This window comes from Streptomyces sp. NBC_00090, assembly GCF_045160815.1.
Classification (GTDB): Bacteria; Actinomycetota; Actinomycetes; order Streptomycetales; family Streptomycetaceae; genus Streptomyces.
This window is the reverse complement of the sequence record NZ_CP108224.1, coordinates 8,721,433-8,735,290: the sequence shown is the minus strand read 5'-3', so window position 1 is coordinate 8,735,290 and position 13,858 is coordinate 8,721,433. Positions and strand designations below refer to the sequence as shown.

Below are 13,858 nucleotides of genomic sequence, written 5' to 3'. Positions count from 1 at the left end.
AGGTGCCGTCAGGCGCCGTCGACCAGGGAGAACGGCACCGTGGGGTGGGGAAGGACGGGACGTCCATGGAGGCCGTGAACACACCGCGGGTGGGTGCCGCTGTACGCCGACGGCGACGGGCACTCGACCTGACGCTCGCCGACGTGGCAGAACGCAGCGGGCTCTCCTCCCCGTTCCTCAGCCAGATCGAGAACGACCGGGCGCGCCCCAGCATGCGGTCCCTGCAGCGGATCGCGGACGCGCTCGGCACGACGGCGGTGCATCTGCTCGCGACCTCGGACGAGACCCGCACGATCGACGTGGTGCGCGCCGGCGACGACAGCGGCCTCGACCGGGAGGCACGCGTCCGGCCGGTGGTACGCGGCCGCCATCAGCTGCACGCCCTGGAGTTCGTCGGCGAGCACGAGGCGGACCGCGAGTTCCGGCACCGCAACGACGAGTTGATGTACGTGGCGGACGGCGCGGCGGAGGTGGAGGCCGACGGCCGGATCCACCGGCTGGCGCGCGGGGACACCCTGCTGCTGTCCGGCGGTGTCCGGCACCGCTGGCGTACCACCGAACCGGGCTCGCGGGTCCTGGTGGTCGCGATCGGCGACCACGTGGAGGTACTGGGGTCCTGAGGGGGCGGGGCGCCGGCGTACCTCGGCTCTTGGGCAGGGCCCATCGGGTCTGCTCACCTCCAAACCCTCGGCTACCCGAGGTTCTGCGACCTCGCCGTCCCCGGCTGCCCCGGCTGCCCCGGCATCAGCGCTGCGAGGGATGCCGGCACCTGACCGTCGTCAGTTCTGCTGGTACTTCTCGTCGGCCACGAGCACGGTGGTGAAGTAGACCGGCAGGCCGATCTCGTCCCTCGGCACCTCCTGGGAGGTGTCCCGGGTGAAGGCCAGGGTGACACCGGGGATGTAGGGGGCTCGCGGGTCGTCGTTGTTGACATGCCAGCCCTTCCGGGCAGCGTGGGCGAGGATTTCGTCGGCGGGGGTGCGGAAGACGTCGAGACCGTCCAGGAGGACCTGCACGTCCGGGTCATCGTCCTCGTCGGGTCCCCAGACGGTGACGGCGGTGACCCGGTGGTCGCGTTCGAGGGCCGCCTGGAAGCCGATGCCGTCGTACTCGGCGGAGACCAGGTCGAAGTCACGCATCGCGTCGGCCGGGTACACCCGAGGCGCACCCCATGCCGAGACCGCGGCGACCGTTTCGTCGAGCGTCATTCCCAGCTGGACGGGAGCCACGCCGCGGGGCGGATCGAGGACGAACTGCATGAGGGGCCTTTCTCGTGGGTTGCGCGCCCTCCTCGTCGAGGTGCGCGTAGGAGGCCTTGGCCAGTATGTGGTTGATCTCCATGTCCCCTGCGGGCGCCGCGGCCTCCTGGGCCCTGGCCCACGTCACCGTGGGCTGACGTCCCCCGTCCGTCACACATCCGGAGGCCGTTTCCGGACATTCGGAAACGGCCTCCGGCACGACGGACGGACGGTTCTACGCGGGGTCGGCAGCCACCCGGAACCCTATGTTGCCGGTCGAACTGTCGGGCGTGTTGGAGCTGCGGGCGGCCACCCGGTAGCGGTTGCAGTAGGAGTCGTGACACAGGTACGAGCCGCCGCGCATCGCCCGTGAGCTCTCCTCACCGGGGGTGAACCAGTCCGCGCACCACTCCCAGACGTTGCCGACCGTGTTGTGGAGCCCGAAGCCGTTGGGGCGGAACGACTTCACGGGAGCGGTGCCCAGGTGGCCGTCGGCAGCGGTGTTGAGGTTCGGGAAGTCACCCTGCCAGATGTTGCACATGTGGCGGCCGCCGGGCGTGAGCTCGTCGCCCCACGGATAGCGGCGCTGCTCCAGGCCGCCGCGGGCCGCGTACTCCCATTCGGCCTCGGTGGGCAGGCGGGTGCCGGACCAGGCGCAGTAGGCCTGGGCGTCGTTCCAGGACACGTGGACGACGGGGTGGTTCTGCCGGTCGGTGACGTGTGAGCCGTGTCCCTCGGGGTGGCGCCAGCTGGCCCCCTTCACCGCCCGCCACCAGGGGACGGCTTCCACGGGTGGGGAGATGTCGGCGACCGGGTCGGCGAGGAAGGCCCCGAAGGTGAAGGAGAAGCCGAAGTTTTCGGCCTCGGTGATGTGGCCGGTGGCTTTGACGAAGGTGGCGAACTGCGCGTTGGTCACGGTCGTGGCCGCGATACGGAAGGGCTCCACGACCACTTCGCGGACCGGCCCTTCCGCGTCCGCGGGGAAACCCTCCGGGTCGTCGGTGCCCATGAGGAAGCGTCCACCGGGCAGGGTGAGCAGCTGCCGGGCCACCCGGGAGGGCGGTGCCGCGGCGGGTGGCGCCGCGAGGGTGAGCAGGGGTGCTTGGGCGTTGCCGGGGGTGCAGCATCCGGACATGGCGGCTCCGTGGGGACGGTGGATGGCCGGGCACCGTGCGTCGAGGCACGGTGCCCGGCCGGCGGTTCCGCGGTCCGGGTCAGGCCGCGCGGTCGGCGGCGAGCTGGGCGGCCAGGGCGGGAATGCCGAGGGCCTGTTCCTGGGCCGGAGTTGCCTGGTACAGCTTGTTGGTCAGCTGGTGCGGGTCGTTCGCCAGGTCGTAGTACTCGCGGAACTTCACCTGGCCGGTGCCGGACACGGTGCCGTTCCCGTCGGTCGTCAGGTCGTAGTACTCCGTGTACTGCTTGTCCTTGGCGACGTACGAGGACCACGTCGGGGCCCCGCCGGTGCCGGTGCCCTGCTTCCACCACTCCACCAGCAGGTGGTCGCGGCTGTGGGAGGAGAGCAGGGACCTGCCGTCCTGCGGGGCGCTCGGGGTGATGCCCGCCGCGTCGAGGATGGTCGGCGCGATGTCGATGTTCGCGACGATGCGGTGGTCCGAGATCCCCGCACCGCGCCCGCCGGCCGGCCAGGAGAGGTAGAACGGCACCTCGTGGGCCGGCCGGTAGGGCACCGACTTGGCCGTCCAGCCGTGGTCGCCCCAGCTGAATCCGTTGTCGCCGATGTAGATGACCAGGGTGTTGTCGAGCTGTCCCAGGGCCTGGAGCTTGTCCTTGAAGGCCTGCACCGCGTCGTCGACGGAGAGCAGTGTGCGCAGCTGCTCGGCGCGGATCCGCCGGCCGTCCTCGAGGGTGCCGGTGGCGTTCTTGATGTAGCCCGGCTTGTCGCTGCGGTCTCCCTCGGGGACGGAGGGCCGGCCGTTCCATTCGGGGACGGGGGTGTCGGCGTACTTCGCCTCGGGGGTGCGCGGGCCGTGGGAGGCGTACGGGGTGACATAGGCGAACCACGGTCGGGGGTCGTCGGCGGCCTTGTCGAGGAAGTTCAGCGTGCAGTTCTTGATGACGGTCGTGGTGTAGCCGTTGATCGCCTGGACGGTGCCGTTGACGTTCCACTGGGCGTCGACGTATCCGGGCTGAAGGAGGGCGAACTCCTCGAAGTGCGGCGGGTTGTCCGCCAGGGTCCAGGAGTTGAGGTACTTGCCGAACAGGCCGGTGCGGTAGCCCGCCTGCTTGAGGTACTTCTGCACGGTGGTGCTCTGGTCGAGCTCGTTCGAGGCCTTGTTGTTGCGCACGCCATGGTTGTGGGCGTACCGGCCGGAGAAGACGCTGGAGCGCGAGGGAGAGCACAGCGGAGTGGTGACGTGGCCGTTGGTGAATCTCACACCCTGGTCGGCGAGCCAGCCGACGGTCTTGGGCAGGGCCCACTCGGTGTGCTTGGGCTGGTCGTCCGTGACGATCAGCAGGATGTTCGGGCGGCCGGCGGCAGCGGCGGGGCCGGCCCCGGCGATCTGTGCCAGGCCGGGCACTGCGGTGGCCGCGGCCACGGCGGCTGCTCCGCCGAGGAAGCCGCGACGGCTCACCGGGGTTCGTCGGTTCTCGCTCATGGTGTCCGATCCTCCTGAATACGTCGATGTACGGGGGCACGACAGGCGGGCGGCTCCGAACCGCCGACTGCGTTGCGAGAAGAAAGGGGGGAGCGGCGGGATCCGGGCGAGGGCACCAGGTGGTGATCCCGCAGATCCCGCAGATCCCGCAGGGAGAAGGACGCGTTCAGCGCGTCTGGGCGACCGTACAGAGGGCACTCGCCGCGCGCCCGTGGTCGACGTGACGGCGCGCAGTGAGGATGTCTGCTGCCATGGCCACGACGGTAGGCGAAGTGGAACCGCGGTTCCATGTACGGCAGATGAAATGGGGGACGCCTTGGTGTCCCACCGCGACCGCGCCAGCACCAAGATCCGGGCCATCCGCGGACCGGTCCACCGTCCACCGCAGGCCCGACGGCGGAATCATCTTCGTGGCCACGACAGGCTGCACCTGGCGGCAGCGCGCTCCGGCTCCCTGCGACACCTGGAGCCGGATCCCCCCGCTGCTGCCCCGGGATTCACCGAGGTACGGGACCGGCTCCAGACGCAGGGCTTTCGCCGGATGGTGTGCAGGCGTCTGAACGAAGGGACGAGGGCAGGAGGGTTTCGGCCGCTGCCGCAGCCGCGTCCCTCACATGGTCGCGAGCGACGGCGGCCAGGGCGGCGGCGCCCAGGGCATCGGCGAGGCGAGCCCGAGCCGCCCAGTTGTACGAGCTGTCGGGCCGAAGCCCGATCCGCTCGCTGATGAGCACACGGGCCAGTTCGTGCCGTCCAGAGCTGAGCGCGGAGTCGAGCAGGGTCTTCTGGAGCGCGTCGCGCTGCGCATGACTGCCTCCGAACTCGTGCAGCCTACGGCGCAGCGGCCACAGGAGCTCTACGACGGTGGCGTGCTTCCCTTGCCCGTGCGCCACCAGGGCTTCGCACGCGGGCAGACCGATGTCCGCGGTCATCCGCCGGTTGGTGACGGTGTCCGGACCCCCTGGGCAAGCCATCGCTGTCGGTCGGCGATCAGCCGCGCCGCCTCCCCGAGCCGCCCGGCACCCACGTAGGACATGACGGCGTGCACGTCGTTGGACGCGTAGAAGGGGGGATCGGCTCGCGAAGCCCACGCGTCGGCCAGCGCCCCGAAGCGGGGGCCGGACTCCCCTCCCCCGAGTCTGATCCGCCACAACAGCGCTGCGGCATCCAGCAGTTCCATGGCCAGACCGGCCGACGCGTCGTTGTGCAGGGCGGCGTCGTAGATGCTCAAGGCGGTGCCGGTGTCTCCCGCCTCCAAGGCGTACAGGGAGCCACGCCGGCCGCGTACCGGTCGAACCGCCGCCGCGCGGCGAGGGCGTCGCCCGGCTCCGTGCCCAACGCCCCCAGATAGGCCGCGAAGGACTGGGCGACAGGTGAGGTCGGCGCGCTTTCGAGAGCATCGTCGACCGCTTGCCCCACCTCGGGGCTGAAGTGGAGCAGGGACTCGACGGCTCGGTCCGGCGCCACCTGGACATGCGCGACCTGGCGAACTGCCATGATCTGCCTCGCCGTTTCACCGGTGGTGCGCTCTCGGCCTGGACAGGGTCAGAACGCGATCCATTCTGCGGCGGTGGTGACCTCGTCGAGGGTGTGGGGGTCGACACCGAGGCCCGGGCCGGTGCCTGACTACGAGCCTTCGCATGAAGCTGCCGGTCTCCGGGGAACGATCCCTGGCCGGCGACCCACCGCCGGTCGTCCAGGACCTAGGATGCCTGGGTTCGAACGTGCAGGACATCGGGGGTACATGGCATGAGCGGTTACGGCAGCGGTGAGTACGGTGACCCGGCGGGCAGCAGCGGCGCGTACCCACCGCAGGGACACCCCCACGCTCCTCCGGTCCCCCCGCGGGGACACCCGAACGCCCACCCCGGTCCGCCTCGGGGATATCCGTACGCGCAGTCCGGCCCTCCGCCGGGGTACCCGTACACGCAGTCCGGCCCTCCGCCGGGGTACCCGTACGCACAATCCGGCCCTCCACCGGGATACCCGTACCCGCCGATCTACGCACCGGTCCCGCCTCCGCGCATCGAGCCCTCGCGGGCCCGGAAGATCCTGCGTGGCCTCTACAACCCCCTGTACGCCGCCCAGCGGACCTTCCGTCCCTCACGTCCCGAGATCGTCAACGATCGGGAGGTCCGCAAGCTCCAGTTGTGGCGGACCGGGCTGGGACTCGTCGCCTGGTTGGGCTTGATGCTCACCTACAACGCCATCGCGAGCGCCGACGTCCAGGGCGTGGCGAGCGAACGCCTCGACCAGAGCTGGTCCAGTGTGCTGGTTCTCGTCTGCACCTTCCCCGTAGTGGTCGGCGCCTTCGTGGCGGCCGCACGGGACGGCCTGCGCCGGGTGTACCTGCGCCGGGCCCTGCGCCCCCTCGGCTCGGTACTGGCCATCATGGCGTCCATGGGCACCTCCGCCCTCGCCATGGCCCCGGAGTTGGCGGGACTACGGGACGCCGTGGGGCTTCCCGGCAGGATCGTCATCGTCGTGCTGTGCCTGTGGTCGATCGGCTTCGCGCTCTACGGCATCGGACTGTCATTGGTGCACGTGTTCCGCACCGCCGACATCCACGAAGTGCTACCGCCGATCCTCGCCGGCGTCCTGGTGTGGGAGATGGCCCTCCTGGATGTGATCACCGAAACCTACGCCCAGGTCCCGGCGGGTGTCCGGATAATCTTCATCCTCGGCGCCCCCGTCACGGTGACGGCCCTGTCGTACTGGGAGCTGTACCGGCTGCGGCGCAACCACGGACTCACGCTCCGAACGGCCCTGCGACGCTGACACGCTCTCGCCGTGCGCCGTCCGGCTGCTCCCACCCTCAGTCGGGCCCTGCTGCTTCGAGACGGCTGCGGCAGGCGACGGCGATGGCTTCGGCGACACCGAGCATGTCGGGCCGCCAGGTGGGATTGCAGTTCACCTCGCACACGGTGAAGGAACCGTCGGCTTCGAAGAGGAGATCGACGCCGGCGACGCCAAGGCCGATGACATTCGCCGCTTCGACGGCCAGCGCCTCCGCGTCCGGATACCGGCCGGTGCAGACGGTGTGGGTCCCGCCCTGCGCCAGGTTGGAGACGAGACGGTCGTCACCGGCTGTGCGCACGGCGGCGGCCACGGCCCGGCGGTCGACCACGATGACGCGCAGGTCCCGGCCGTGGGAGTGGGCGACGTACCGCTGAAGGAGATAGGGGTGCCGGTCGTCCAGACTGCCCGCCACAGCTCGCAGCCCCCTGTCGTCAGCGGCGAGGAAGACCCGTCGGCCACGATGGCCGCGCACGGCTTTCACCACGCACGGCTGCGGTACACCGACATCGAGTACGTCCTCCAGAGGTGCGTCGGTGTGGGTGCGGGTGTCGGGGACGGGGATGCCTGCGGCAGCGAGCTGTTGCAGGTGCCAGAACTTGTTCACCGCCGCGAGGACCGCCTCGGCGGGGTTGATCAGCTGCGTGCCCATCGTGGCCAGGTGCCGCAGCAAGGTGACTTCTCTGTCGGGTGACAGGTGAGGCGTCGACAGGCGGGCGTAGGCCACAGCGGGCGCAGGGACGGGTCGCCCGCTGGTGTCGGCAAGTGTGAGCCGTCCGCCTTCCACGCCGAGTACCAGCTGGCTGCTGTGGACAACCGCGGCCTGGTGCCCGAGCTCCGCGGCGAAGGAGGCCATGAGTGACGACGTGACCGGACCCGGGTTACTGCCGGCAGCACCCTCCGTGCCCCGGCTGAGCCCAGGGCACAGCAGTAGCCAAGCACGTGCTTCGTTCACCGACGACATGCCCGTCCCCTCGCTCACCGGTGCCCTCTGCCTGCCGGTTACGGCAGATGATAGGGCGAGCGTCCGCCGCCTTCTGCCGCGGCGCGGGCCGGGCGGCTTCTTCCAGGTGCACAATTAGAGGCGCCTGACCTGGACTTCTGCCCGTCAGGCGCCTCTCGACCGACGGCGTGTGATCAGTTCGCGTTCACGAGGTCGTGCGCGGGAACGGTCACGGTCCGCTTGCCGGGCGTGCCACCGAGGACGATCTTCCGCAGGGCGCTGTTGTTGTCGAGGTTGGTCTCCTTCAGCCGCTTGGCCGGGTTGGCCAGCACCTGGATGTAGTAGGTGCCGTTGGGCACGTCCGTGATGTCGAACGACTGTCCCGGCAGGTCCTGGGTGTAGGTGTCGCCGGAGCCGACGTCCAGCACCTCGCGGACGGAGATGGAGTTCTCCTGGCCGCAGGCGGTGGCCAGGTCGGTGTTGAACGGGTGCCAGTTGGCGTTCTTCACCGTGTAGTCGACGGCGTCGGTGTTGGCCAGGCAGAAGGCCTCCTTGCCGCTGCGAACCGCTTCCTTCTGGTCAGCCTTCAGAAGCCGGTAGCTGGCGAAGTCGGTGAAGTGCCAGTGCACGTGGCCGGGACGCGGGTCCCACTCCATGGTGCCCGTCGGGGTGTATCCGACCTGCTTGCCGTTGGCGTCGTAGAAGTACTGGTAGGCGTCCATCTTGGCTTTCCCCGGCGAGCGGAAGCCGTCCACCACGAGCTGGGCCGGACCGGCGTTCCACACGTTGGCGCTGAACGCCAGGTAGTCCTTGCCGGGGATGTTCTGGCCACCGTCGCTGATGGTGATGCCGTAGGCCGGCAGCGACCGCAGGTCGGGCTTGGGGACGTTCGGGACGGAGGCCGCGCCGGTGGGCCGCTTGGCCGGCGGTGTGAGCGCGGGCGCCTGGCGCGAGCCGTCGGTCTGTCCGGTGGTGTCACCGGCGGCCCGCATGTCGGCGCGCGCGGCCTGCTGCTTCTTCAGCGCCCACGGCAGTGCCGGCGGCGCGGCCTTCAGCGGACCGTGGCCCACGTTGTACGAGGGGCCCGCGCCGCTGGTCTCCGGCGCGCCGGCCTGAGCGGGCTTCGGAGCGTGCGCCGGCCCGTGACCGGCGTGACCGGTCGGAGCCTGGTGGGCGGCGCCGTGCCCGGCGTGCCCCCCGGCGGTGGCCCGGGCGGCGCCGGCGCCCGCGCCCTCCTCCCAACTGCGCTCCTGGACGGTGACCTTCACCGTCGCGGGCCTGTCGGCGATTCCGAAGAGGTCCCGGTACTTCTTGGCGACCCCGATCTTCGCCGTGTACGTGCCGGCGGGCAGCTTCACCGGCTGGGTGTACGAACCGCCGTAGGTGTTGGCGGCCCACCCCTTCTCGACGCCCCACACGGAACCGAGGGTGAAGGGGTTGGTGGGGCAGCTCTCCGGATACTTCGAGGTGGAGGGCGCGTCGGGTCGGACCCGTCCGCTGGCGTTGTTCGGACAGAAGCTCTCCGTCCGGCTGACGACCTTCTTGCCCGTGTTGTCGGTGACCGTGATCTCCGCGAACCCGGGGAGCCCGGAGAAGTCCTTCACGGTGCCCTGCGGCAGGGCCTTGGCCTTGGCCTTGCCGCCCTCGTACACGGTCTGGGTGATGACCACGGGGTCCTTGTAGGACTTCCGGGTCACCTTGAGCTCCAGCGGTGTTCCCTCCGCGGTCAGGTAGGTGCCCAGGTCCAGGTAGACGCCCGGCTCCTCCTTCCACGAGGTGAGCGTGACCGAGTCGGTCGCCGCGATGAGACTCAGTTTGGGCCCCGGCGCGGCCTTCGCCTGCTCCGGCGTGGCGGCCATGAAGCCGACCGTCACCGCCATGGCGGCGACGGCCGTGGTACCGGCGAGCAGCGGACGCCGCAGCCGATTGGTGCGCGTAGTGGTCATCGTTCCCTCGTTCTCCGGATGCTGTGAGAAGGAAGCGGACAGCGGGCCACCGGGCGGGCGGGACAGGACTACCGTCCGGCCGGCGCGGTGAGAGGCACTCGCTGCGCCCGTGCGGTGAGATGAGGGGACCGGATGCCCGGTTGTCTCGGAGAGTCGAATTCGTCGGGACGTTGGCCGGATAGTGCTGCTGTGGTGGAAACAGACTGTTGCCACCGTCGGCGCACCGCAGCCGGTACCGCGCTCGGTCAGGAACCGATCCGGATCAGGCGGTGTTCGTAGGCGTAGATCACCGCCTGTACCCGATCGCGCAGCCCCAGCTTGGCCAGGATGCGTCCGACGTGTGTCTTCACCGTCCCCTCGGAGAGGAACAGTTGTCGGGCGATCGTCGCGTTGGAGGCGCCGCGCGCGATCAGCAGCAGCACATCGCGCTCCCGGTCCGTGAGCGACGCGACCGGGTCCGCCGCGCCGTGTCGCCCCGGGAGGTCGGCGGCGACGTGGTCGAGCAGGCGGCGCGTGGTGGAGGGGGCGATCACCGCATCGCCGCGGTGCACGGTACGGATCGCCGCGAGCAGGTCCTCCGCCGGCGCATCCTTCACCAGAAAGCCGCTCGCCCCGGCCTGGAGTGCGGCGAAGGCGTGCTCGTCGAGGTCGAAGGTGGTCAGGACGATCACCTTCGGCGCGTCGGGGTGGGCCAACAGCCGTCGGGTCGCCTCCACCCCGTCGAGTCGCGGCATGCGTACGTCCATCAGCACGATGTCGGCACGGCGGCCGGCGAGCAGATCCAGTGCCTCGGCGCCGTCACCCGCCTCGCCGACGACTTCCATGTCGTCCTGCGACTCGACCACCATGACGAAGCCGTCCCGCACCATCACCTGGTCGTCGACGAAGACCACCCGGATCGTCATCGCGTCTCTCCTCCCGTTTGCCGCGGCAGCCGTGCCCGGACCAGATAGCCGCAGCCGTCCTCGCCCGCCGGACCGGTGTGCACCGTGCCACCGACCACCGCCATCCGCTCGCGCATCCCGATCAGCCCCTGTCCCGCCCCGTCACTCACGCCGGGTCCGTGCCCGTTGTCGCTGACCTCGACCACGAGCGCCCCGTCCGACCAGTCGAACCGTATCCGGGCCCGGGCGTCGCGCCCCGCATGCTTCAAGGTGTTCGTCAGAGCCTCCTGAACCAGCCGGTGCACGACCAGCCCGGCCGCCGCGCTCATCGGGTACGGCTCCCCGCTCACCGTGTGATCCACTGTCAGCCCCGCGGCTCTGACCCGGTCAAGGAGCACCGGCAGTTCCGCGAGCCCGGGTTGCGGATCCCAGCCCTCGGTGGCCTCGGGAGTATCGGAGCGCAGTACCCCGAGCAGCCCTCGCATGTCGGTCAGTGCCTGCCGTCCGGTCTCCTCGATCCGGCCGAGCACCTCGGCGGCGCGCTCGGGCCTGGTGCGCGCCGCGTAGCGGCCTCCCCGGGCCTGGCTGACGATCACCGACAGGGAGTGGGCGATGACGTCGTGCATCTCCCTCGAAACACGCGCCCGTTCGCTCAGCACGGCGCTTCGGGCCCGTTCCTCGCGGTCGGCCTCGGCACGTGCGGTGCGGGCCAACAGTTCTTCCACATAGGCCAGTTGCATACGACGGTACGCACCGAGGCTGACGGCGACCGCTACCACGGCCAGGAGCAGGCCGATCAAGTACGCCGCCGGGACAGGCATCCGTCCGGGTCCTCCGGCGGCGGCCCAGACCCCGGCCGTGACAGCTGCCGTCGCGCCGACGGCCAGGGCGACGAGCCGGGACCGGTCTCCGCCATGGACCGTGTATGCGTACAGCGCGATCGGGAACACCACCAGCGAGGGCAGCAGTGGCAGCCCTCCGGCTCCGGCGAGTTGCGCGGTGCCCGCGCAGGTGACCACGGCGAACGAAAGCGCCGGCGCGACGCGCCGCCAGGCCAGGGCGCCGTGTCCGATGAGTACCGCGACCGCGAACGGCAGCAGTCTGCTCCTCGGTACCGCCAGCCACAGCAGTGTCAGAGACCAGGCGCCGACCGGCACCGCGACGGCGGCCGCGAGCAGGATGTCCCTCGGAGCGGGACGTGGTGTCAGTAACCGCACTGTGCGCACTCCGTCCTGGTGCGGTGCCCGTACGAGAGGACGGCCCCGGCGAGTGAGAGGCCGAACAAGGACCAGCTGCCGTACACAGCCATGATGACAAGGAAGTTGTCGTCCTCGGACCCGAACGGCAGCTCGGGTCCGCCGAGCATACGGTTGACGCCGGCGAAGACCGGGATCAGACCTTGCAGGATGTGCACGGAGGCCAGGCTCCATCCGGCGAGCAGCGGCATCCATCGAGGGAGCCCGCGGCCCCACGGCCGTACAAGCGCCAGAGCGAGCAGCACGCTCCCGGCCAGCAGCAGCAGCGACATGACCGGGGCACCGGTCTCCTTGAAGTCCGCGGAACGGCCGAACCCACCGCCCAGCCACCAGTAGGACTTCACCGCCGGATACACGCACGCCAGCGCGCAGGCCGCGTATCCCGGCCAGGCTGCCTGCCACGCCACCGCGTCGGCCCTACGGCCGCACCTGTCGCAGCCGGCCCCCGTCAGTCTTTGGTACGCCAGTACGGTCCTTGCCAGCGCCACGGCCGCGACGAACGCCACCGCTCGTGTCAGGAACCCGGGCCAGTCGACCTGCGCGAAGTCACCGGCAGGGATACCGGTGGCCCAGAAGAAGGCACGGAAGCCGTCGAAGACGACACCGACCGCAGCCCACAGCAGCAGCACGGACGCGATCCAGCCCACAGCCACCACCGGCCGCCGCCCCACCCCACGCGAGATGGCGAGCGCCGCGGCCAGTCCCAGTACGCCGGCGGCCCAAGGCGCCCAGTCCGGGACGATGCCCAGGGAACTGATGTAGTCCCGCCCGCCGGGCAGGTACGGCTGGACAGCGCAGGCCGCGAGAGTAGCGGCGGCGCTCAAGGCGCTCACGGCCACTGGTACGGGCCCGGACACGGCCGCGGGCGTCGTCGTGCTTTCGTTCGTCATGCGACCACCGTGGCTGCCGCAGCACCGTGAGCGCGTCTGTCCGGAGTCTCGATGCCGTACGACCTGAGACAGAGAGAGCTCCACTCGATGGCATTTCCCCGGCCCCTGTCACGGCCAGCTGGGCAGTTCCTCACGGAGGCTGCGTTCGAGGTCGGTCAGGGGGATGCCGTCCGCGAGGCGCTCGGGGTGGCCGGGCGGAGGGTCCTCCAGCGGTGGGGGCGGCGGCGGGGGTATCCACAACTGGCCTGCGGCGATGAGCCAGTTGCCCAGCGCTTTCAGACAGCGCGACATGTACGGCGGCATGGACAGAGCTTGCGGCAGACCGCCAAAGCCGTTCCAAAGCAGCAGCTCGGAGCGGTGGTCAAGGCCGTTCGGACTGCCGCTGCGTAGCGCGTGATTTCGGCCATTCGCCCTACGTACGTACTTTCCCCGATGCGTGGACACCTTCCGGCCACGGAGAGTGAAGCCCAGGGATACGCAAGCCTGTTCACGCCACGACTCGGGGGCATCAATGCGCTATGAACTACTGGGTCCACTGCTCGTCTCGGACGACGCCGGCGCCCACCACTCCCTGAGTGCTCCCAAGATGGAGATGACGCTGGCCACGCTGCTCATGACCGCCGGGCGCGTCACCACCAAGGAGCAGCTCGTCGCCGAGCTCTGGAGCACCGCCCCGCCCCGGCGGGCCTCGGCCGCGGTCCACGTCTACCTGTCCCAGCTGCGCAAGTTCCTCGCCGCCGCGGGGGACCGCGAAGGCCGGGCCATCGTCACCAAGCCGTCCGGGTACGTCCTGCACCTGGACGGCGCGGGCTACGACGTCGACGACTTCCAGGAACTGATGCGCACCGGACGGGCCCACCAGCACGCGGGTCGGTACGAGGCGGCCCTCGCGGCATTCGAGAGCGCGCTGCTGCTCGTCCGCGGCCCCGTGCTGGACGGGACCGCCGAGGGCCCGGCGCTCTCCGCCTTCGCCACGTGGGTGGAGGAGGAGCGGCTGGACTGCCTGGAGCTGTCGGTCGAGGCGCGTACCGCGCTCGGCCGGCACCGGGAGGTGATCAGCCTGCTGACCGGGCTGATCACCCAGTACCCGCTGCGCGAGTCCTTCTACCGACAGCTCATGCTCGTGCTGTACCGCTCGGACCGGCAGGCCGAGGCGCTGCGTGTGTACCGCTCGGCGCAGCAGGTCCTGCGGTCCGAACTGGGCCTGGAGCCCTGCCGGTCGCTGCGCCGTCTGCACCAGGCGATCCTGACCTCCGACCGGCTCCTCGACCTTCCGATGGCGGGCTGACC

General features: G+C 70.4%; 15 protein-coding genes. 3 read left to right on the top strand and 12 right to left on the bottom strand.

Annotated features, from left to right (window positions below; genetic code table 11):
- Nucleotides 1-65 precede the first annotated feature (65 nt).
- Entirely contained in the window at nucleotides 66-620 is a 555-nt protein-coding gene (locus OG361_RS38495; RefSeq protein ID WP_405861195.1) for a helix-turn-helix domain-containing protein, read from the top strand.
- A 159-nt stretch (nucleotides 621-779) separates the two neighbouring features.
- On the opposite strand, the gene OG361_RS38490 is transcribed toward OG361_RS38495, so the two are convergent.
- From OG361_RS38490 to OG361_RS38465, 6 genes are all read right to left on the bottom strand, one after another.
- A complete protein-coding gene (locus tag OG361_RS38490) occupies nucleotides 780-1,259 on the bottom strand; it encodes a hypothetical protein (RefSeq protein ID WP_405861193.1) in 480 nt (159 codons plus the stop codon).
- Between the two features lie 214 nt (nucleotides 1,260-1,473).
- The gene (locus OG361_RS38485; protein WP_405861191.1) at nucleotides 1,474-2,373 is read right to left on the bottom strand and encodes a formylglycine-generating enzyme family protein; all 900 of its coding nucleotides are present in this window, start codon (nucleotides 2,371-2,373) and stop codon (nucleotides 1,474-1,476) included.
- 79 nt (nucleotides 2,374-2,452) lie between these two features.
- The gene (locus OG361_RS38480; protein ID WP_405861189.1) at nucleotides 2,453-3,856 is read right to left on the bottom strand and encodes a sulfatase; all 1,404 of its coding nucleotides are present in this window, start codon (nucleotides 3,854-3,856) and stop codon (nucleotides 2,453-2,455) included.
- A gap of 497 nt (nucleotides 3,857-4,353) precedes the next feature.
- Nucleotides 4,354-4,785, bottom strand: coding sequence for a hypothetical protein (locus tag OG361_RS38475; protein WP_405861187.1), 432 nt, complete (start codon nucleotides 4,783-4,785; stop codon nucleotides 4,354-4,356).
- Nucleotides 4,782-5,084: a hypothetical protein gene (locus OG361_RS38470; RefSeq protein ID WP_405861185.1), complete on the bottom strand. Its 303-nt coding sequence runs from the start codon at nucleotides 5,082-5,084 to the stop codon at nucleotides 4,782-4,784. The genes OG361_RS38475 and OG361_RS38470 overlap by 4 nt, the downstream gene beginning before the upstream one ends.
- Nucleotides 5,081-5,350: a hypothetical protein gene (locus OG361_RS38465; RefSeq protein ID WP_405861183.1), complete on the bottom strand. Its 270-nt coding sequence runs from the start codon at nucleotides 5,348-5,350 to the stop codon at nucleotides 5,081-5,083. Before OG361_RS38465 ends, OG361_RS38470 begins: the two co-directional genes overlap by 4 nt.
- Nucleotides 5,351-6,043: 693 nt before the next feature.
- On the opposite strand from OG361_RS38465, the gene OG361_RS38460 reads away from it, so the two are divergent.
- Nucleotides 6,044-6,631, top strand: coding sequence for a hypothetical protein (locus OG361_RS38460; protein ID WP_405861181.1), 588 nt, complete (start codon nucleotides 6,044-6,046; stop codon nucleotides 6,629-6,631).
- Nucleotides 6,632-6,668: 37 nt separating this feature from the next.
- On the opposite strand, the gene OG361_RS38455 is transcribed toward OG361_RS38460, so the two are convergent.
- The 6 genes from OG361_RS38455 to OG361_RS38430 all read right to left on the bottom strand — a co-directional run bounded on the left by OG361_RS38455 (nucleotide 6,669) and on the right by OG361_RS38430 (nucleotide 12,871).
- The gene (locus tag OG361_RS38455) at nucleotides 6,669-7,505 is read right to left on the bottom strand and encodes a RimK family alpha-L-glutamate ligase (RefSeq protein ID WP_405861179.1); all 837 of its coding nucleotides are present in this window, start codon (nucleotides 7,503-7,505) and stop codon (nucleotides 6,669-6,671) included.
- 281 nt (nucleotides 7,506-7,786) lie between these two features.
- Nucleotides 7,787-9,538: a lysyl oxidase family protein gene (locus tag OG361_RS38450; RefSeq protein ID WP_405861177.1), complete on the bottom strand. Its 1,752-nt coding sequence runs from the start codon at nucleotides 9,536-9,538 to the stop codon at nucleotides 7,787-7,789.
- Nucleotides 9,539-9,783: 245 nt separating this feature from the next.
- On the bottom strand, nucleotides 9,784-10,443 hold the full coding sequence (locus OG361_RS38445) for a response regulator (RefSeq protein WP_405861175.1): 660 nt from the start codon (nucleotides 10,441-10,443) through the stop codon (nucleotides 9,784-9,786).
- Nucleotides 10,440-11,639 (bottom strand): sensor histidine kinase, encoded by a 1,200-nt coding sequence (locus OG361_RS38440; RefSeq protein ID WP_405861174.1) that lies wholly within the window; start codon nucleotides 11,637-11,639, stop codon nucleotides 10,440-10,442. The genes OG361_RS38445 and OG361_RS38440 overlap by 4 nt, the downstream gene beginning before the upstream one ends.
- Nucleotides 11,627-12,568: a hypothetical protein gene (locus tag OG361_RS38435; RefSeq protein WP_405861172.1), complete on the bottom strand. Its 942-nt coding sequence runs from the start codon at nucleotides 12,566-12,568 to the stop codon at nucleotides 11,627-11,629. Before OG361_RS38435 ends, OG361_RS38440 begins: the two co-directional genes overlap by 13 nt.
- Before the next feature lie 108 nt (nucleotides 12,569-12,676).
- Nucleotides 12,677-12,871: a DUF6059 family protein gene (locus tag OG361_RS38430; RefSeq protein WP_405861170.1), complete on the bottom strand. Its 195-nt coding sequence runs from the start codon at nucleotides 12,869-12,871 to the stop codon at nucleotides 12,677-12,679.
- Between the two features lie 208 nt (nucleotides 12,872-13,079).
- On the opposite strand from OG361_RS38430, the gene OG361_RS38425 reads away from it, so the two are divergent.
- Nucleotides 13,080-13,856, top strand: coding sequence for a BTAD domain-containing putative transcriptional regulator (locus OG361_RS38425; protein WP_405861168.1), 777 nt, complete (start codon nucleotides 13,080-13,082; stop codon nucleotides 13,854-13,856).
- The last annotated feature ends 2 nt before the right edge of the window (nucleotides 13,857-13,858 follow it).